The sequence below is a fragment of the Mesorhizobium sp. WSM4306 genome (assembly GCF_007003975.1).
Taxonomy (GTDB): Bacteria; Pseudomonadota; Alphaproteobacteria; order Rhizobiales; family Rhizobiaceae; genus Mesorhizobium.
Map to the genome: position 1 here is coordinate 92,055 of NZ_VFTC01000019.1, position 17,036 is coordinate 109,090.

Below are 17,036 nucleotides of genomic sequence, written 5' to 3' on the forward strand. Positions count from 1 at the left end.
CTTCACCGCCTCACCCGCGACTTCAGCCAACGGTCGAAGGCCACGGCCAGGATCAGGATCAGGCCGATGACGATGCTTTGTGTGTAGGACGAGACATTGTTGAACTGCAGCCCGTTCTGCAGCACACCGATGAGCGCTGCGCCCACCACCGTGCCGCCGACCGAGCCGATGCCGCCGAACAACGAGGTGCCGCCGATGACGACGGCGGAAATCACCGTCAGTTCGTAGCCAATGCCGGCGACGGCTTCGGAGGAATTGAGCCGCGCCGACAGCACGAAGGCCGCCAGCCCGGCAAAGAAGCCGACAATGACATAGACCGAGATCAGGATGCGGTCGACGCGCAGGCCTGACAGCCTTGCCGCCTCGGCATTGCCCCCGACGGCATAGACGGCGCGTCCATAGCGCGTGTAGCGAAGCACGATGTGGCACAGGATCGCGGCCGCCGCGAAGATGATCGCCGGCACCGGCACCGGCCCGATCAGCCCAGTGCCGAACCAGCGCATAGAGGCGTCGAAGCCCGAGATCGGGCCGCCATTGGAGATGGTCAGCGTCAGGCCGCGAAACACCGTCAGCCCGCCCAGCGTGACGACGAAAGGCGGCACTTTCAGCCGGGTGATGGCGAAGCCTTGCACACCACCGGCGAGAGCCCCGACGATGACGGCGGCAAGCAGGGCGGCGAACCAGCCATATCCCTGAGTGCCCGAGGTCGACAGCGACAGCGTATTGGCGGCGCCGCCCTTGGCCACCACCGCCGCCACCATGCCGCAGAAGGCGAGCAACGAGCCGACCGAGAGATCGATGCCGGCGGTGAGGATGACGAAGGTCATGCCGAGCGCGATCAGGCCGGTGATCGAGATCTGCCGCAAGATGTTGAACAAGTTGATCGGGTCGATGAAGCTCGGCTTCAAGACGGTGAAGATGACGATCAGCACCGCCAGGAACATCAGCGGCCCGAAGCTCATCAGGAGCCGCGCGATGTTGATGCCGCTACGCTCGGTCTGTTCGGTGGTGCTGGTCATTGCGTCGCTTCCTGCTTCCGGTCGAGCGCCATCAGTTCCATCAGTTTTTCCTCGGTCGCCTCGATGCCGGGCATCTCGCCGGTGATGCGGCCGCGCCGCATGGTAACGATGCGGTCCGACACCGCCAGCACTTCGGGCAATTCCGACGAGATCATCATGATGGCGATGCCGCGGGCTGCCAATTGCACCAGGATCTGGTGCACCTCAGCCTTGGCGCCGACATCGACGCCGCGCGTCGGCTCGTCGACGATCAGCACCTTTGGGTCGCGCGCCAGCCAGCGGGCAAGGATGACCTTTTGCTGGTTGCCGCCCGACAGGCCCTCGATCGCCTGTTCGGGCGAGGCCATGCGGATCGATAGCGCCTTGCGGTAGCCGGCCAGCGCCTCGCGCTCGCGCCGCTCGGCCATGAAGCCGGCGCCGTTGCTGTAGCGGCTAAGAGAGGCGATGGAGAAATTGTTGAGAATGCCAAGTGCTGCAAAGATCGCCTGGTGCTTGCGGTCCTCCGGCACCAGGCCGATGCCGAGTTTGATGGCATCGGCGGGCGAAGCCGGCGCGATCGGCTGGCCGTCGAGCGCAATCGTGCCGGCAGCGATGCGGTCGGCGCCGAAAATGGCGCGCGCAAGCTCGGTGCGGCCGGAGCCGACGAGGCCGGCGACGCCAAGGATTTCACCGGCCTTCAGATCGAGGTCGACGCCTTCGAGTACGATGGCATGCGGCGCCAGCGGATCGCGCACTGTCCGCAGACGGCGCACCGAGAGCCTGACCGCGCCGGCGACGTCGCGCTGCGTCGGCCGGGCGTAGAGTTCGGAAGCGGCGCGGCCGACCATCTTCTCGATGATTTTAGGAATCTGGATCGGCTGGCCGTCGCGATCGAGATGGCCGGCCAGCCTGCCATCGCGCAGCACGGTCATGCGGTCGCAGATAGCCGACGCCTCTTCCAGCCGATGGGTGACGAACATGATGGCGACGCCATCCTTGCGCAGCCGGTCCATGATCGACATCAGCTTCTGCACCTCGGTCTCGGTCAGCGCCGAGGTCGGCTCGTCCATGATAATGAGGCGGCTTTTCAGCGACAATGCACGGGCGATCTCGACCAGCTGCTGTTCGGCTACCGACAGCGACGACACCGGCGTCGAGGGATCGATGGCGAGGCCGACGCGGGCGATGATCGCGCGCGAGGCGTCCTCCATCTTGCGCCAGCTGACCAGCCCGAGCGGCCCGAGCGGCGCGCGGCCGATAAAGATGTTTTCCGCCACCGTCAGCGTCGGGATCAGGCTGAGTTCCTGGTAGATGGTGACGATGCCATGGCGCTTGGCGTCTTGCGGACTGGAGGGCGCGTAGTCGGCGCCGTCGAAGACGATACGGCCGCTCGACGGCGGCATCACGCCGGACAGGATTTTCAGCAACGTCGACTTGCCGGCGCCGTTCTCGCCGAGCAGGCCAAGGATCTCGCCCGGCCGGACCTCGAGCGAGACGTCGCTGAGCGCGGTAACGCCGGAAAAGTGCTTGGTCACGCCTTCGACGGCAAGGAGCGGGGGCGATGATGCGGTGGGTTCAGCCATGAACAAGGACGGCTCTCCGATTGCGATCGGCAGCGGGACAGCGCCCCCCTCTGTCCTGCCGGACATCTCCCCCACGAGGAGGGAGATTGGCTGCCGCGTCTGCTTTCGCCAATCGCCAGCCTCGCAGAAAAGGCGCTGCCGGCAAAACTGCCAATCTCCCCCCGTGTGGGGGAGATGTCCGGCAGGACAGAGGGGGGCGCGACAAAGCGCGGCCTCCATCCGTCATGCGCCTGGCTCTCACTTCGTCTCGTTCAGCCTCTCGGCCTTGTCGAGATTGTCCTTGCCGATGACGATCGGCGTCAACAGCACCAGCTTTTCCTTCGGCTCGGCCTTGTCCCTGGCGAAGGCGACCGCGATCTGCACGGCGGTGCGCGACTGCTGGCCGGGGAACTGTTCGACCGTGCCGGCGAGCTTGCCGTCACGCACGGCGACGAGTGCTTCCGGCAGCGCGTCAAAACCGTAGATCTTGACGTCGTTGAAGTTGCGCGCAGCACATGCCTCGAGCGCGCCGAGCGCCATGTCGTCATTGGCGCAGATGATCGCATCCGGCTTGCCGTTGGCGGCAAGGCCGGCCTCCGTCACGGACAGCGCTTCGGCGCGGGCGAAATTGGCGGTCTGCTCGAAGATGATCTGGTATTTGTCCTTGAGCGGATCGAGCACGTTATGCACGCCCTTGTTGCGGTCGATCGCCGGACCGGCGCCCGGCTGGCCCTGCAGATGGAACAGCTTGGCGCCGTTCGGGAACGCCGCCACCATGGCCTGCGCCTCGGCCTCGCCGCCCTTGACGTTGTCGGCGCCGACATGGGCCAGAATGCCTTCGACGCCGTCGACGCGGCGGTCGATGGTGACCACAGGAACGCCGGCCTTGACTGCTTCCTCGATCGCCGGCGCCAGCGCGTTGACGTCAAGCGGCGAGATGACGATGGCGTTGACCTTCTGCACCAGTGCCGCCTCGATATCGGCGGTCTGCTTCGGCGCCGAGTTCTGGCCGTCGCTCTCGGTCAGGTTGACGCCTTGCGCCTGCGCCTCCGCCTTGATCTCGTTCAGCATGTGCACGAAGAACGGAAAGCCGAGATTGGGCACCGAACCCAGTATGGTCAGCTTGTCGGCGGCGAAGGCCACGGGTGCGGCCAGCGCCATTGCGCCGGTCGCCACGGTCGACAGCAGAAATTCACGTCTGTTCATCTGGTATCCTCCACAAAGCGCACGACCCCCGAACCGGGAGCGGTTCGGGACCATCTTGCGTCGATTCAAAAATGGAGTGTCCTGAGAGCGCCCAAAGGGACGCGACGGCGCTCCAGCCGGTCCACCGCACGTCTCCTCCGCTCGGCGCCGACGCGGGATGCTAGCCAAGGAAAATCGATTACGCAAGAACGGTTGGGACTGCGCCCCTTACCGATCGATCGTCGTCATCACCCGCTCATTGTAGCGCGGGCCTGCGACCTTGCCCGGCGCAAGCGCCGCGTCGAGCGCAGCCATCTGGGCGGGTTCGAGCCGGATCGCCGCCGCCGCGACATTCACCTCCAGATACTTGCGCCGCTTGGTACCGGGGATCGGCACGATGTCGATGCCGAAATCGTCGCCCTTGCCGAGCACCCAGGCTAGCGCGATTTGCGCAGGCTTTACCCGCTTGGCGCTGGCCACCTCCTGCACCGCGGCGGCTGCGGCGACGTTGGCGTCGAAATTGGCGCCCTGGTAGCGCGGGTCGCCGCGGCGGAAATCGCCTTCGGGATAGTCCTCGGCGCGCTTGACGTCGCCGGCGAGGAAGCCGCGGCCGAGCGGCGCAAATGGCACCAGGCCGATGCCGAGCTTTTTGAGCAACGGGATGATCTCCGGCTCCAGGTTGCGCTCCCAAAGCGAATATTCGCTCTGCAGCGCCGACACCGGGTGCACGGCATGCGCGCGGCCGATGTTGGCGGCACCTGCCTCCGACAGGCCAAAGAAGCGCACCTTGCCCTCGGCGACCAACTGCCCGATCGTGCCGGCGACGTCTTCCATCGGCACCGCCGGATCGACGCGGTGCTGGTAGTAGAGGTCGACATGGTCGGTGCCGAGCCGCTTCAGCGAGCCTTCCAGCGCCTCGCGGATATGCGCCGGCCGGCTGTCGCGCTCCGTGCCGACCTGTCTGCCGTTTTCGATGCGGAAGCCGAATTTTGTGGCGATCGTCACCGCATCGCGGCGGCCCTTCAGCGCCCGCCCGAGCAATTCTTCATTGGCATAGGCGCCGTAGACTTCGGCGGTATCGAGGAAAGTGCAGCCGAGTTCGATGGCGCGGTGCAAGGTGGCAATCGTTTCCGCTTCGTCCGCCGGCCCGTAGGACTGGCTCATGCCCATGCAGCCGAGGCCGATCGCTGAGACCTGCAGCCCCTGGCTGCCGAGTTTGTGGGTTCTCAATGTCATTGTCTGTGATCTCCGGGAGGATAGATGGAGTTATAGGAGCCGCTCGCCCAACTTCCAGAGACGCTCGGCGGATTCCGCATCGATCGCATAGGGCATTCACGCCAGCGAGCCTGACCGCGTCTGGCAACTCAGTGAACTGGCTGCCGCCGCCGCCATGTCGCGCACCAGCTTCGCGCTGCATTTCAAGGCCGTGGCTGGTGTGACGCCGCTCGCCTACCTCACGCAATGGCGCATGCGGCTGGCCGAACGGGCGCTGCGAGGATAATATCGCTGTCTCCAGCATCGCCCGCCGGCTCGGCTACACCTCCGACAGCGCCTTTTCCAACGCCTTCAAGCGCATCACCGGCAGCGCGCCGAAGATCTATCGCAGTAGGGTGAGAGCGCGGCGCGAGTTGGCGGCGGAATCAAGGTAGTGTCTCAGGTTGAAATCAGGGCAAACGCCCTAATTCCTTGGTCGAGTTGTGCAAAAGCCCTATATGCTTGGCGGAAAGCATGGGAGACGACATGATCGCCAATCGCACAACCGCCGAAGATATGGCTCGAACTGTAGGTGTTGACCCGGACACATTCCGCGCAGCGTTGCGGAGCGTGAAGCACCCTCGGAAACGCAACACAGATTGGGAAGTGAAAATTGGCAGCCCATCGTATTCGGGAATGCGCACCGTTCTGGCCAGTCTGATACAGCGGAAGGCTGCCTGACGCCGACAAGCGGTCAAAATTGACAGAGCACCTGATCTCCAGCATCCTTAGGTAGCCGTTATATCCTGCGGCTGTTGTGGATGAGCGTCGCATGGTCAGTCCTACTACCAGCCAGAATTCCAAGCGCGCCGCTGTGCGCAAGGCGCTCGATCGCCACAAGGTCTACATCACCGCACAAAGCTTTTCCGGCGGCGTCTACTCTGCCCGCGTGCTGGTCGATGGCGAAGCCTACTGGGTCGACGAGTTCCGGCTGAGCCAGCTTCAGGGCGGTCTTTCCCCGGCCGAGCTGGAGCTGACGCCGGCCGCCGACGATTGAGCTGCCATCGATTGAGCCGCCGCCGCATCCCGCCTAGCATGCGGACATGACCACCCCGCCCAAGCTCAGAGCTTATCGCGCCAAGCGTGAATTTTCGAAGACGCCGGAACCGGCGGGCGGGCTGGTTTCAGGCGATGGCAACCGCTTCGTCGTCCACAAGCATCACGCCACCGCCGACCATTACGATTTGCGCCTGCAGGTCGGCGGCGTGCTGAAAAGCTGGGCGGTGCCGCGCGGACCCTCGCTCAACCCGGCCGACAAAAGGCTCGCCGTCGAGACCGAGGACCATCCGCTCGAATATATCGACTTCGAAGGCGTCATTCCCGAAGGCGAATATGGCGGCGGGCCGATGATCGTCTGGGACACCGGCATCTGGGCGCCGATGGACGATGTCGACAAGAGTTTGAGGACCGGCGCGTTCAAGTTCCGGCTGGCGGGCGAAAAGCTCAATGGTGGCTGGATGCTGACCCGACTGAAGCCGAAACCCGGCGAGGACGAGAACAAGAAGAACTGGCTGCTGTTCAAGGAGCGCGACCTTGCCGCCGATACCAAGCTCGACATTCTGGAAGCGCGGCCGGAAAGCGTGAAATCCGGCAGGCGCATCGAGGAACTGGTGGCGCCGCCAAAGAAGCCGGCGCGCCTGCCGCCCAGTCCCGGCTCGCTGAAACCCGGCGCACTGCCCGGCGCTGTCAGGGGCGATCCGCCGTCGCGCATCGAGCCGCAGCTCGCAACCCAGGTGCCGAAACCACCGGGCGGGCCGTTGGAGGATACGGGCGAGCTCTGGCTGCACGAAATAAAATTCGACGGCTATCGCACCATGGCGCATATCGTCGATGGCGAGGTCCGGCTGATCACGCGCGGCGGCATCGACTGGACCAAGCGCTATGGCGACCTGCCGCAGGCCTTTTCGCGCCTGCCGCTCAGCCAGGCAATCATCGACGGCGAGATCATGGTGCTGGACGAGAAGGGCATTTCGCGTTTCGCCCTGTTGCAGGATGCGCTGTCGGCGGGTGCGGGCTCCAAATTGCATTTCTACGCCTTCGACCTGCTGCATCTCGACGGCTGGGATCTGCGCAAGGCACCGCTCGCAAGGCGCAAAGCCCTGCTCGCGGAGCTGCTCGCAGGGATGGGCGCCAACTCCGCCATCCAGCTGAGCGATCATGTCGAGGGCGACGGGCAGGGGCTTTACGATCAGGCGACCGAACACGGGCTGGAAGGTATCGTCTCCAAGCGCGCCAACGCGACCTACCAGAGCGGCCGCACCAAGAGCTGGACCAAGGTCAAGGCACTGCAGAAGGGCGATTTCGTCATCGCCGGCTATACCATCTCCGACGCGGCCGAAGGGCTGGCCGCGCTCGGCATGGCCGAATTCGAGGATGGCGAATTGCACTATCGCGGCAAGGTCGGCACCGGCTTCGATGCCGCGACGGCTGCCGAATTGCTGGCCCGGCTGGAGCCGCTGCGCGATGGCGCGACGCCACCCGAGGGCGTGCCGCGCGAAATCATGCGCGAGATGAAATGGGTGCGGCCGCTGCTGTCGGCCCGCATCCACTACGCCAACCGCACGGCGGACAATGCGCTGCGCCACGGCGTGTTTCGCGGCCTGCGCGATGTCGGCTTGTCGACGCCAGTATCGCCGAAGCGCAAGCGGCTGATCGCCGAGGCCGATCTCGCCACCATCTGGGTGACAAATCCGGAGCGGCGGCTGTTCGGCAAGACCGGACCGACCAAGCTCGACATCGCCGTCTATTACGCGCTGGTCGGCGACTTCATGCTGCCGCACATTATGGGCCGGCCGGTGTCGCTGGTGCGCTGCCCGACCGGCCTGCCGAAGGATTGCTTCTTCCAGCGCCACGCCTTCACCGGCATGCCGCCCTCGGTGGTGACGTTCGAGACGGCCAACTCCGAGGGCGAGACCAAATCTTATCTGTCTGTTGAGGGGGCGAAAGGCTATTTGGCGCTGGCGCAGTTCGGCGTCGTCGAGTTCCACACCTGGGGCACGCACCGCGCCAGCCTCGACAAGCCCGACCTGATCGTCTTCGACCTCGATCCGGGCGAGGGCATCGCCTGGCGCGAAGTGGTCGAGGCCGCCATTCACATCAAGGGCGAGCTGGAGAAGCTGGGGCTGGTGCCGTTCGCCAAGACATCCGGCGGCAGCGGCATCCACATCACGGTGCCGGTCACGCAAAAGCAGAATTGGAAAAAGCTGCATCAGGCGACCAGCGCCATCTCCACTTATCTGGCGGCCACCGCGCCCGACACTTTCACCACCACAATGGGCAAGGAAAACCGCAAGCGCCGTATCTTCATCGATTATCACCGCAACGCACGCGGCCACACCTCGGCTGCCCCCTATTCGCTGCGCGCCCGCACCAATCTGCCGGCCTCGACGCCGGTGAGCTGGAGTGACCTGGAGACCATAGATGCGCCGCAGGATCTGAACTATTCCTCGCTACCGGGCCTGTTGGCAACGTCGGGCGATCCCTGGGCGGACATGGAGGATTTCGCAAGGGATTTGCCGGCTTTCAAGATCTAGGTTCCTCGCCCCCACAAAGTGGGGGAGAGGTGTCCGCGAAGCGGACGGAGAGGGGGCTGCGCCAACATTCCAAGGTGGAGGCGTGCCCCCAGAAACACTCAGGTCCGCGCCAATCCCCCTCTCCGTCTCGGCTTCGCCGAGCCACCTCTCCCCCGCCTTCGCGGGGGCGAGGAACCCAAGTGCATCGACGCTTCCGACAATTTGAATTATTCTCCGATGCCGAGCCTCAATCCGTCCCTAAAACATTTCGCTAGGGATTTGCCGGTATGTTTGGGGCCAGTGTAGGATTTTCGCAGCGCCATTCGTCCTCCGGACGAACAGCGCTGTATCGGTGTGTCAGTGCATGGCCGCGTAGGAGAGAGTTCATGGCGCCCAGGGCAAGTTGGAAAGGTTACCTCAAGCTCAGCCTCGTCAGCTGTCCGGTCCGGCTCTATCCGGCAACGACGACCAGCGAGCGCATCACGTTCAATCAGCTGCACAAGAAGACCCACAACCGCATCAACATGAAACCGGTCGACCCCGAACTCGGGCTGGTCGAGCGTTCGGATCTGGTCAAGGGCTACGAGTACGAGGACAAGCAGTACATCATCATCGATGATGCCGACCTCGAAGCGGTGCGCATAGAATCCAACCACACGATGAACATCGAGGCCTTCGTCGACGAAGACGAGGTCGACGTCATCTATCAGGACGCGCCGTACTACATGGCGCCGGATGGCGCCATGGCGGAAGAGACCTTCGCCGTGCTGCGCGAAGCCATGCGCAAATCCGGCAAGCTGGCGATTGCCCGCCTTGTCCTGTCCAGCCGCGAGCGCGTGGTGACGATCGGTTCGCGCGAGAACGGCATGTTCGTCTGCACCTTGAGAAATCCGAACGAAGTGCGTGGCACAGCTGAATATTTCGGCAATATTCCTGCCGGCAAGCCCGACCCCGAAATGCTGCAATTGGCCGAAGCGCTGATCAAGCAGAAGGAAACCACCTTCGACCCGAAGAACTACGAGGACCGCTACGAGATCGCGCTGATGACGATGATCCGCGAGAAGCTCAAAGGCCACAAGCCGATCATTGCGGCGGCCCCTGAGCGCGGCAATGTCATCAACCTGATGGATGCGCTGAAGGCGAGCCTGTCGCAGTCCGCCAAGCCGCCGGCCAAGTCCAAGAGCAAGGCCGACGAAGCCGAAAAGCCTGCCGCCAAGGCAAGTGCTGCCAAGGCTGGGGCGGGCGCTGCCAAGGAAAACCCGTTGAAGGCCAATCTGCTCAAGGCCGTCGGCAAGAGCAAGGGGTGACGGCGCCCACCGGTATAATCCCTGGCGCCGTCTTCGGCACCATCGGCGCGCTGGCGGCATTTCCGCTGCGGCTGGCCGCGCGCGAGGTCGAGCGCCGGCACGGCCAGTTGCGGCGCGGCGTCACCAGGCGCACCAGCCATGTCGTGTTCGGGCGCACGCTGCTTGCCAAGGCCGGCATGGCGAAGGCCGGCGATGCCGAAATCGAGCGCCGTGTCGCGGCCGAACGCGCCGCCGGTCGTGTGGTAATCAGCGAAAACGGCTTTCTGCGCCTGCTCGGCCTGATGAAGGCGCCCGAGGCGTCGTCGCTGTCCAGGCAGTCGCTCATCGACCAGTCGAAACTGTCGGGCGCCGATCTCGACCTGCTCAGCCTGTTCGACGCTTTCGAGCATGATTCAGAACCCTACTCCTTCCGCGACCTGATCCTCGCCCGCAAATATGCCGGGCTGGTCGCCGGCGGCGCTTCATGGGGCGCGATTGCGCGCTCCGTGCACCGCTCCGGCCCGGTCGCCTCGCTCACCGCCAAATCGCTCAATGTCGGCTCGCAACATGGCCGGCCCGATGCGATCTATCTCGAAGGCGGCCAAAGCGAACTCGACGGCCAGCTGCTGTTCGATCTCGGCAGTGCAGCCGGCGACGACACGTTGGAGGACTTGTTCGCCGAGGCTGAAAGCGCGGAAGAGCAGGGCGACCACGAGCAGGCCGCGTCCCTTTACCAGCGCTGCCTCAGCATCGATCCGAGCGACGCCATCGCCGCCTTCAACCGCGCCAACTGCCTGCGCGGCGCCGGCCGTGTCAGCGAGGCCGCACATGACTATGCAAGGGCGATAAAGCTCGACCCGGCCTTCGTCGAGGCGTGGTTCAACCTCGCCGGACTGATGAGTGATCAGGGCAAGGTGGCTTCGGCGCGCCGGCACCTGCAAAAGGCGATCGTGCTCGACAAGAGCTATGCCGATCCGGTGTTCAATCTTGCCCGTCTGGAGTTTGACGCCGGCAATCTGGCCGAAGCCCGGCGGAACTGGGTGCGCTATCTCGAACTCGATGCGGAAAGCGAATGGGCGCGCACGGCGGCCAAGGGGATACAGTTCGTGGATCTGCAGACGGCGCGGACGGCGGGGTGAGTTCTTGCCTTCTCCCCCTGTGGGAGAAGGTGGATCGGCGCGTAGCGCGGAGACGGTTGAGGGGTGCTGGAAGGAATGAGACACTGGCGTTCCCTGAACACCCCTCATCCGACCTCGCTTCGCGAGGCCACCTTCTCCCACAAGGGGAGAAGGTGTCACCAAGGTTAGAGCCCCCATGACCACCTTCCTCTTCGACGGCTACGACACGGCACCCGTCACCATCCTGCTCGCGCACGGCGCCGGCGCGTCGATGGATTCACCTTCGATGACCGCCACGGCCAAGGCTTTGGCCGCCGCCGGCTTCCAGGTCGCGCGCTTCGAATTCCACTATATGGCGGCACGCCGCTACGGCCAGCGCAAGCCGCCGCCGCGCGCCGAGACGGTGAACCCGGAATACATCAAGGCAATCGCCGATCTCAGGGCGAGGGGCGTCACCGGTCCGCTCATCATCGGCGGCAAGTCGATGGGCGGACGCGTCGCCTCAATGGTCGCCGACGAGATGTTTGCCAAGGGCGAAATTTCGGGCCTCGTCTGCCTCGGCTATCCCTTCCATCCGCCGGCAAAACCTGAGCAACTCAGGACAAAGCATCTCGCCGGGCTGAAGACGCCGACACTGATTTTCCAGGGCACGCGCGACGAGTTCGGCACCAGGGAAGAGGTCGCAACCTACGGTCTTTCCAAAGCCATCGAAGTGATCTGGCTGGAGGATGGCGACCACGATCTGAAGCCGCGCAAGAGCATTTCGGGATTTTCCACCGCGGATCATTTGAAGACGCTGGCGGAGACGGTGTGGGATTGGGCGAACAAGCCATAGGGCGGGCACATTGAAGGAATTGTTTGCTTTCGACGTTGGCGCTGCCCCTCATTGTCCTACCGGACATTTCTCCCCGTATAGTGACGGGGAGAAAGAGGCTGTGGCCGATGATTTCGCTAGTCGCCAACCTTGCAGAACAAAAAGCGACATTCGCGATAGTCTCCTTCTCCCCGTCACTATACGGGGAGAAGGTGCCGGCAGGCGGATGAGGGGCGGCGCGAACATTGATTGGTTAGTGGCGTCCACCCAGTTTGTTGCTTTCCGCGCCAGATGAAAATCGCCTCGTTCAACATAAACAACATCAACAGCCGGCTGCAGAACCTGCTGGTCTGGCTGGCGGCGGCCAAACCCGACATCGTCTGCCTGCAGGAGTTGAAGGCGCGCGACATGCAGTTTCCGCGCACAGCGCTGGCCGATGCCGGCTATGGCGCGGTGTGGAAGGGCGAGCCTACCTGGAATGGTGTCGCCATACTGGCGCGAGGATCCGAGCCGGTGCTGACCGCGGACGCGCTACCCGGCGATGACGCCGACAGGCAGAGCCGCTACATCGAGGCGGCCGTCAACGGTGTCGTCATCGCTTGCCTCTACGCGCCCAACGGCAACCCGCAGCCGGGGCCGAAATTCCAGTACAAGCTGGCCTGGCACGAGCGACTGGAGGCGCATGCCGAACAGCTGTTCGACACCGGCCTGCCGGTGGCGCTGGTCGGCGACTACAACATCGTGCCCGAGCCGCGCGACATCTACGCCACCCACTCCTATGACGACAACGCGCTGGTGCAGCCCGAAAGCCGCGCATCCTTCCAGCGCCTGCTCGAGCAGGGCTGGACCGATGCGCTGCGCAAGAAGCATCCGAAGGAAACGCTCTACACATTCTGGGACTATCGCCGCAACCGCTGGCCGCGTGACGCCGGCTTGAGGCTCGACCACATTTTGCTGTCGAAGAAACTGGCGCGCCGCCTCACTGCTGCCGGCATCGATCGCGATGTTCGCGGCGAGGACGGCGCCAGCGACCACGCGCCGGTTTGGGTGGAATTGAAGTAGCAGCGTGATGTCAGCCACTTTCATACTTGGCATTTTGCGTTACGCGTTTCGTTGCTAGTTTCGTGACAGGGGGCCGCACAGCACGCGGCCTGGGGAAGAGAGCCAATGAACAGGGGTGCCGACAGGCTGCTCGCGCTGGTCTTGCTGGTTATCGGCGTCGGTTGCTTCGCCATGCTGGGTCTGGCGCAGGGCGACGCAAGCATCGCGGCATCCTTCGCGTCCATGCGCTCCGTAGCCATTTTCGTGGCAGGCGTGGTCTGCGTGATCGGCGCGCTGTTGTTCTTTGCCGGCCTGTTGCCGGGACGGCCGAACCAGCTGTCCGGAACACCGCTGTTCGGTCGGGCGGCGGAGGTGCAAAACCCTGGCAGGCCGCGGCTGCGGCAAGTTTTCCTGGTTCTGCCGGCGCTTGTCGTTCTGGCGCTGCTGGCCGACCAGTTCGGCCCTTGGCGTGTTGCCGGCCCGGGTGCGGAGGTAGCCGTCCCAAACAAACCCAAAGCCGAGCCGAAGAGTCAGGATATCGCCGGCGTTCCGCCGGACCTGGCGGCGCCGCCAACTCCGCCGAGTTCGCCACCGGTCGCTATCCCGCCTGAGCCAACTCCACCCGTACAGGCAGCCAACCCGCCAGAGCCTCCGGTCCAACCGCCTTCGGCACCTGCACAGCCGCCCGCAGTCGCGCTCGCTCCGGCGACCTCGCCACCGGAAGCAGCTTCGCCACCAGCTCCGGCGTCACCACCTCAGGCCGCACTTCCGTCGCCACCGGAAACCGTGGCGCCCTTGCCGCCGGCCGAACCACCACTGCCGACCGAGCCCGACGGTCACCGCGACGCCGTCGTCTGGCTCGCCGTGTCAGCCGATGGCCGCGACATCATTAGCGCCAGCGCCGACCACATGATCAAGCTGTGGGACATTGCCGGCAAGCGGCTGATCCGCAATCTCGGCGAGCACAAGGACATGGCGCGCACGGCGCTGTTCATGCCCGACGGCGCCACCGCGCTGACCGCCGGCGACGACGGCGAAATCGTGCTGCGAAAGCTCGCCGACGGCACGGTGCTGCATGTCTTCTCGTCGGGCGAAAATGGCGGTGTCCGCAAGCTCGCCGTCAGCCAGGACGGCAAGCGCGCCGTCAGTGGCCACGACACCGGCAACGTCATCGTCTGGGACCTCGTCGACAAATCCGCGCTGCACGTGATGACGGGGCACGACTGGCCGATCAGCACGGTGGCCATCTCGCCCGACGGCACACGCGCGCTGAGCGGCTCCATCGACGGCACGCTGAAACTCTGGGACGTCGAAAGCGGCAAGCAATTGCGCAGCTGGCACGGCCACGAGCAAGGCACCTACGGCGCCGTCTTCACAGCCGACGGCCATCACGTCATCACCGGCAGCGGCGATTACACGATCAAGCTCTGGGATCTCGACACGTTCAAGGAGGTGCGCCGCTTCGAAGGCCACGAAGGCACAGTCTACACGCTGGCGCTGTCGGCCGACGGCAAGCGACTGGCCTCCGGCTCGCTCGACGGCACGGCGCGGCTGTGGGATGTCGACAGCGGCAACCAGACCGCCATGTTCGACAGCCGCACCGGCCCGATCTACGCCGTCGCCTTCGCCCCCGACGGCACGCTGCTGACCGGCGGCTACGACCGCACCATCAGGGACTGGCCGGCCACGGGCGATGGCGAAATCCTTTTCGCCGGCGCGCCGCAGTGAGGATGCTGATTGGGTCGCATATTCCCCGTACAGAAATATGGCCGGCAGACGAGGCGCGCGCCCCATCGGCAGCTTCGTTCAATCCCGAGTCTGAACCGGCCCGGATGACGCAGAAATGTGAGCGCCCCAGGCAAGGTCGTGTCATATAACTTACATCGGCGGCGAATACCAAAAACTGTCTTTTATCAGTCAATTTTGGAGGTCACTTATGCTTCGCTCCCTCATCGCGCTTGCCGTAACGACAAGTCTTTCCAGCGCTGCTGGCGCAACCACGATCTATCCTCTCGACCGCGCCACCATCCTCGCCCAGTCTCCTTTCGACCTGAAGGTCGAATTCGACAAGGTCGTCACCCCCGACCAGGTCACGGTGACGATCAACGGCAAGCCGGCCGAAGAGGTTCTCGGCAAGAAGGTCGAGTTCGTGGAGAAGGAAGAGGGGGTCGATGCCTCCGCGATTCTGATCCGCGCCGCCAGCATCGCCCAACCCGGCGAATACACGATCGAAGCCAAGGCCGGCGATGAAGTCAAATCCGTCAAATGGGAGGTGTTCGGAACCTCGGCGACGCCGCGCGCCAAGAACGTCATCTTCCTGCTGGGCGACGGCCTCTCGGTCGCGCATCGCACCGGCGCGCGGATCATGTCCAAGGGCATGACCGAAGGCAAGGCGAACGGCCGGCTCAACATGGACGATCTCGACCATATGGCCTTTATCGGCACGTCGTCGACCAACGCGATCGCCACCGACAGCGCCAACACCATGTCGGCCTACATGACCGGCCACAAGACGGCGGTGAACGCGCTCGGCGTCTATGCCGACCGCACCAAGCCGAGCCAGGATGACCCGAAGGTCGAGACCATCGCCGAGGCTCTGCGGCGCACCGGCAAGAAGTCGATCGGCGTCGTCTCGACGGCCGAGATCGAGGACGCCACGCCGGCAGCCGTCGTCTCCCATACCCGCAGCCGCAGCGACAAGGCCGACATCGTCGGCATGTTCTACCGGACGCAGCCTGACGTCATCCTCGGCGGCGGTTCGGCCTATTTCCTGCCACAGAGCACGGCCGGATCCAAACGCAAGGACGACACCGACTACATCGCGAAATTCCGCGACGCCGGATACGCCCTTGCCACCGACAAAACCGAACTCGAGGCCGCGTCCAAGACCAACACCGGCAAGATCCTCGGCCTGTTCCATACCGGCAATATGGATGTCACGCTTGACCGCGAGTTCCTCAAGAAGGGCACCGTGGAAACCTTCCCCAATCAGCCGGGTCTCGTCGAAATGACTAATGTCGCGCTCGGTGAGCTTTCTAAGAACCCGGACGGCTTCTTCCTGATGGTCGAAGGCGCCTCGGTCGACAAGATGTCGCATCCGATGGACTGGGAGCGCTCCATGGTCGAGGTCATCGAGTTCGACAAGGCGGTGGGCGTTGCCATGGAATTCGCCAAGACCCATCCCGACACCATGATCGTCGTCACCGGCGACCACACCCACAGCGTGTCGATCGTCGGCACCATCGACGACAACAAGCCGGGCCCCGAGATGCGAGACAAGGTCGGGGTGTATGCCGACGCCGGCTTCCCGAACTACGAGGACAAGAATAGCGACGGCTATCCCGACAGCGTCGATGTCTCGCGCCGTCTGGCGATCTTCGGCGCCAGCTTCCCCGACTACTACGAGACGTTCCGTCCCAAGCTCGACGGTCCGTTCGTGCCGGCGGTGCAGAACGAGAGCAAGCAGTATGTCGCCAACGAGAAGTACAAGGACGTGCCCGGCGCCGTGCTGCGCATCGGCAATTTGCCGAAGAATGCCGAAAGCGCCGTCCATGCCGTCGACGACGTTGTGCTCCAGGCCACGGGTCCGGGCGCGGAAGGCTTCAAGGGCTACATGGAAGAGAGCGACGTCTACCGCGTGCTGGCCGATGCGCTCGGATTGGCGCCGGCGACGAACTGAGCCGCGCGGGCTATGATTGATCCCGGCCGCTCCATTCGTTTCCGCAGGGATCCGGATGGGGCGGTTCGGGACGATGGTTCGGGCGCTGACGGCGCCCGTCTGTCGACAAGGAGGAACAAGACCATGGCGTGCAGACCGATCACCCGCCGCGACGCGCTGCTCGGTTCGGCTGCGGTCGGTTTTTCCTGGGCTTTGCATGGCGCGTCGGCAGCCGCGGCGCCGCTCACCTTCGATGACCTCTACGGCAAGATCGGCGTGCTGGGCATGAGTTTCTCCGACAAGGTCAAGATGCTCGCCGGCCAGGACGTCACCATGCAGGGTTTTATGGCGCCGCCGCTCAAGGCCGAGGCGAAATTCTTCGTCCTGACCGAGATTCCGATGGCGCTGTGCCCGTTCTGCTCATCCGACGTCGACTGGCCCGACAACATCGTCGTCATCTATCTCGACCAGGCGCAAACCTTCGAACAGGCAAACGCTCTCATCGAAGTGGCGGGCAGGCTGGAAACCGGCTCCTGGACCGATCCGGAAACCGGCTTCGTCAGCCTTTTGCGCATCGTCGACGCGCATTTCCAGCGGGCGTAGCGATC

General features: G+C 64.3%; 13 protein-coding genes and 1 pseudogene. 10 read left to right on the forward strand and 4 right to left on the reverse strand.

Translation table 11 applies throughout. The features are described 5' to 3' along the window. Nucleotides 1-2 precede the first annotated feature (2 nt). From FJV77_RS21425 to FJV77_RS21440, 4 genes are all read right to left on the reverse strand, one after another. Complete coding sequence (locus FJV77_RS21425) at nucleotides 3-1,019, reverse strand: ABC transporter permease (protein ID WP_142868618.1); 1,017 nt, start codon at nucleotides 1,017-1,019, stop codon at nucleotides 3-5. Then, nucleotides 1,016-2,581: a sugar ABC transporter ATP-binding protein gene (locus FJV77_RS21430; RefSeq protein ID WP_142868619.1), complete on the reverse strand. Its 1,566-nt coding sequence runs from the start codon at nucleotides 2,579-2,581 to the stop codon at nucleotides 1,016-1,018. The genes FJV77_RS21425 and FJV77_RS21430 overlap by 4 nt, the downstream gene beginning before the upstream one ends. A gap of 237 nt (nucleotides 2,582-2,818) precedes the next feature. Continuing rightward, on the reverse strand, nucleotides 2,819-3,766 hold the full coding sequence (locus FJV77_RS21435; RefSeq protein WP_142868620.1) for a substrate-binding domain-containing protein: 948 nt from the start codon (nucleotides 3,764-3,766) through the stop codon (nucleotides 2,819-2,821). Nucleotides 3,767-3,973: 207 nt separating this feature from the next. Then, on the reverse strand, nucleotides 3,974-4,981 hold the full coding sequence (locus FJV77_RS21440; RefSeq protein ID WP_142868621.1) for an aldo/keto reductase: 1,008 nt from the start codon (nucleotides 4,979-4,981) through the stop codon (nucleotides 3,974-3,976). Between the two features lie 106 nt (nucleotides 4,982-5,087). Between FJV77_RS21440 and FJV77_RS21445 the strand changes: the two are divergent. The 10 genes and pseudogenes from FJV77_RS21445 to FJV77_RS21495 form a co-directional block, all read left to right on the forward strand. Further along, nucleotides 5,088-5,489: pseudogene (locus tag FJV77_RS21445) on the forward strand (AraC family transcriptional regulator); the annotation flags it as partial. Nucleotides 5,490-5,771: 282 nt separating this feature from the next. Beyond that, nucleotides 5,772-5,996 carry a hypothetical protein gene (locus FJV77_RS21450; protein WP_142868622.1) on the forward strand — a complete coding sequence of 75 codons (225 nt, stop codon included), beginning with the start codon at nucleotides 5,772-5,774 and terminating at the stop codon, nucleotides 5,994-5,996. A 46-nt stretch (nucleotides 5,997-6,042) separates the two neighbouring features. Beyond that, nucleotides 6,043-8,532 (forward strand): DNA ligase D, encoded by a 2,490-nt coding sequence (ligD, locus tag FJV77_RS21455; RefSeq protein WP_142868623.1) that lies wholly within the window; start codon nucleotides 6,043-6,045, stop codon nucleotides 8,530-8,532. Nucleotides 8,533-8,897: 365 nt separating this feature from the next. Further along, complete coding sequence (locus tag FJV77_RS21460; RefSeq protein ID WP_142868624.1) at nucleotides 8,898-9,818, forward strand: Ku protein; 921 nt, start codon at nucleotides 8,898-8,900, stop codon at nucleotides 9,816-9,818. Next, a complete protein-coding gene (locus FJV77_RS21465; RefSeq protein ID WP_142868625.1) occupies nucleotides 9,815-10,936 on the forward strand; it encodes a tetratricopeptide repeat protein in 1,122 nt (373 codons plus the stop codon). Before FJV77_RS21460 ends, FJV77_RS21465 begins: the two co-directional genes overlap by 4 nt. A 175-nt stretch (nucleotides 10,937-11,111) precedes the next feature. Beyond that, complete coding sequence (locus FJV77_RS21470) at nucleotides 11,112-11,750, forward strand: alpha/beta family hydrolase (RefSeq protein ID WP_142868626.1); 639 nt, start codon at nucleotides 11,112-11,114, stop codon at nucleotides 11,748-11,750. A gap of 270 nt (nucleotides 11,751-12,020) precedes the next feature. Further along, entirely contained in the window at nucleotides 12,021-12,791 is a 771-nt protein-coding gene (locus FJV77_RS21480; protein ID WP_142868627.1) for an exodeoxyribonuclease III, read from the forward strand. A 105-nt stretch (nucleotides 12,792-12,896) separates the two neighbouring features. Then, complete coding sequence (locus FJV77_RS21485; RefSeq protein WP_142868628.1) at nucleotides 12,897-14,498, forward strand: WD40 repeat domain-containing protein; 1,602 nt, start codon at nucleotides 12,897-12,899, stop codon at nucleotides 14,496-14,498. Between the two features lie 208 nt (nucleotides 14,499-14,706). Next, nucleotides 14,707-16,449: an alkaline phosphatase gene (locus FJV77_RS21490; protein WP_142868629.1), complete on the forward strand. Its 1,743-nt coding sequence runs from the start codon at nucleotides 14,707-14,709 to the stop codon at nucleotides 16,447-16,449. 123 nt (nucleotides 16,450-16,572) lie between these two features. Further along, nucleotides 16,573-17,031: a hypothetical protein gene (locus FJV77_RS21495; RefSeq protein ID WP_142868630.1), complete on the forward strand. Its 459-nt coding sequence runs from the start codon at nucleotides 16,573-16,575 to the stop codon at nucleotides 17,029-17,031. Nucleotides 17,032-17,036 lie beyond the last annotated feature (5 nt).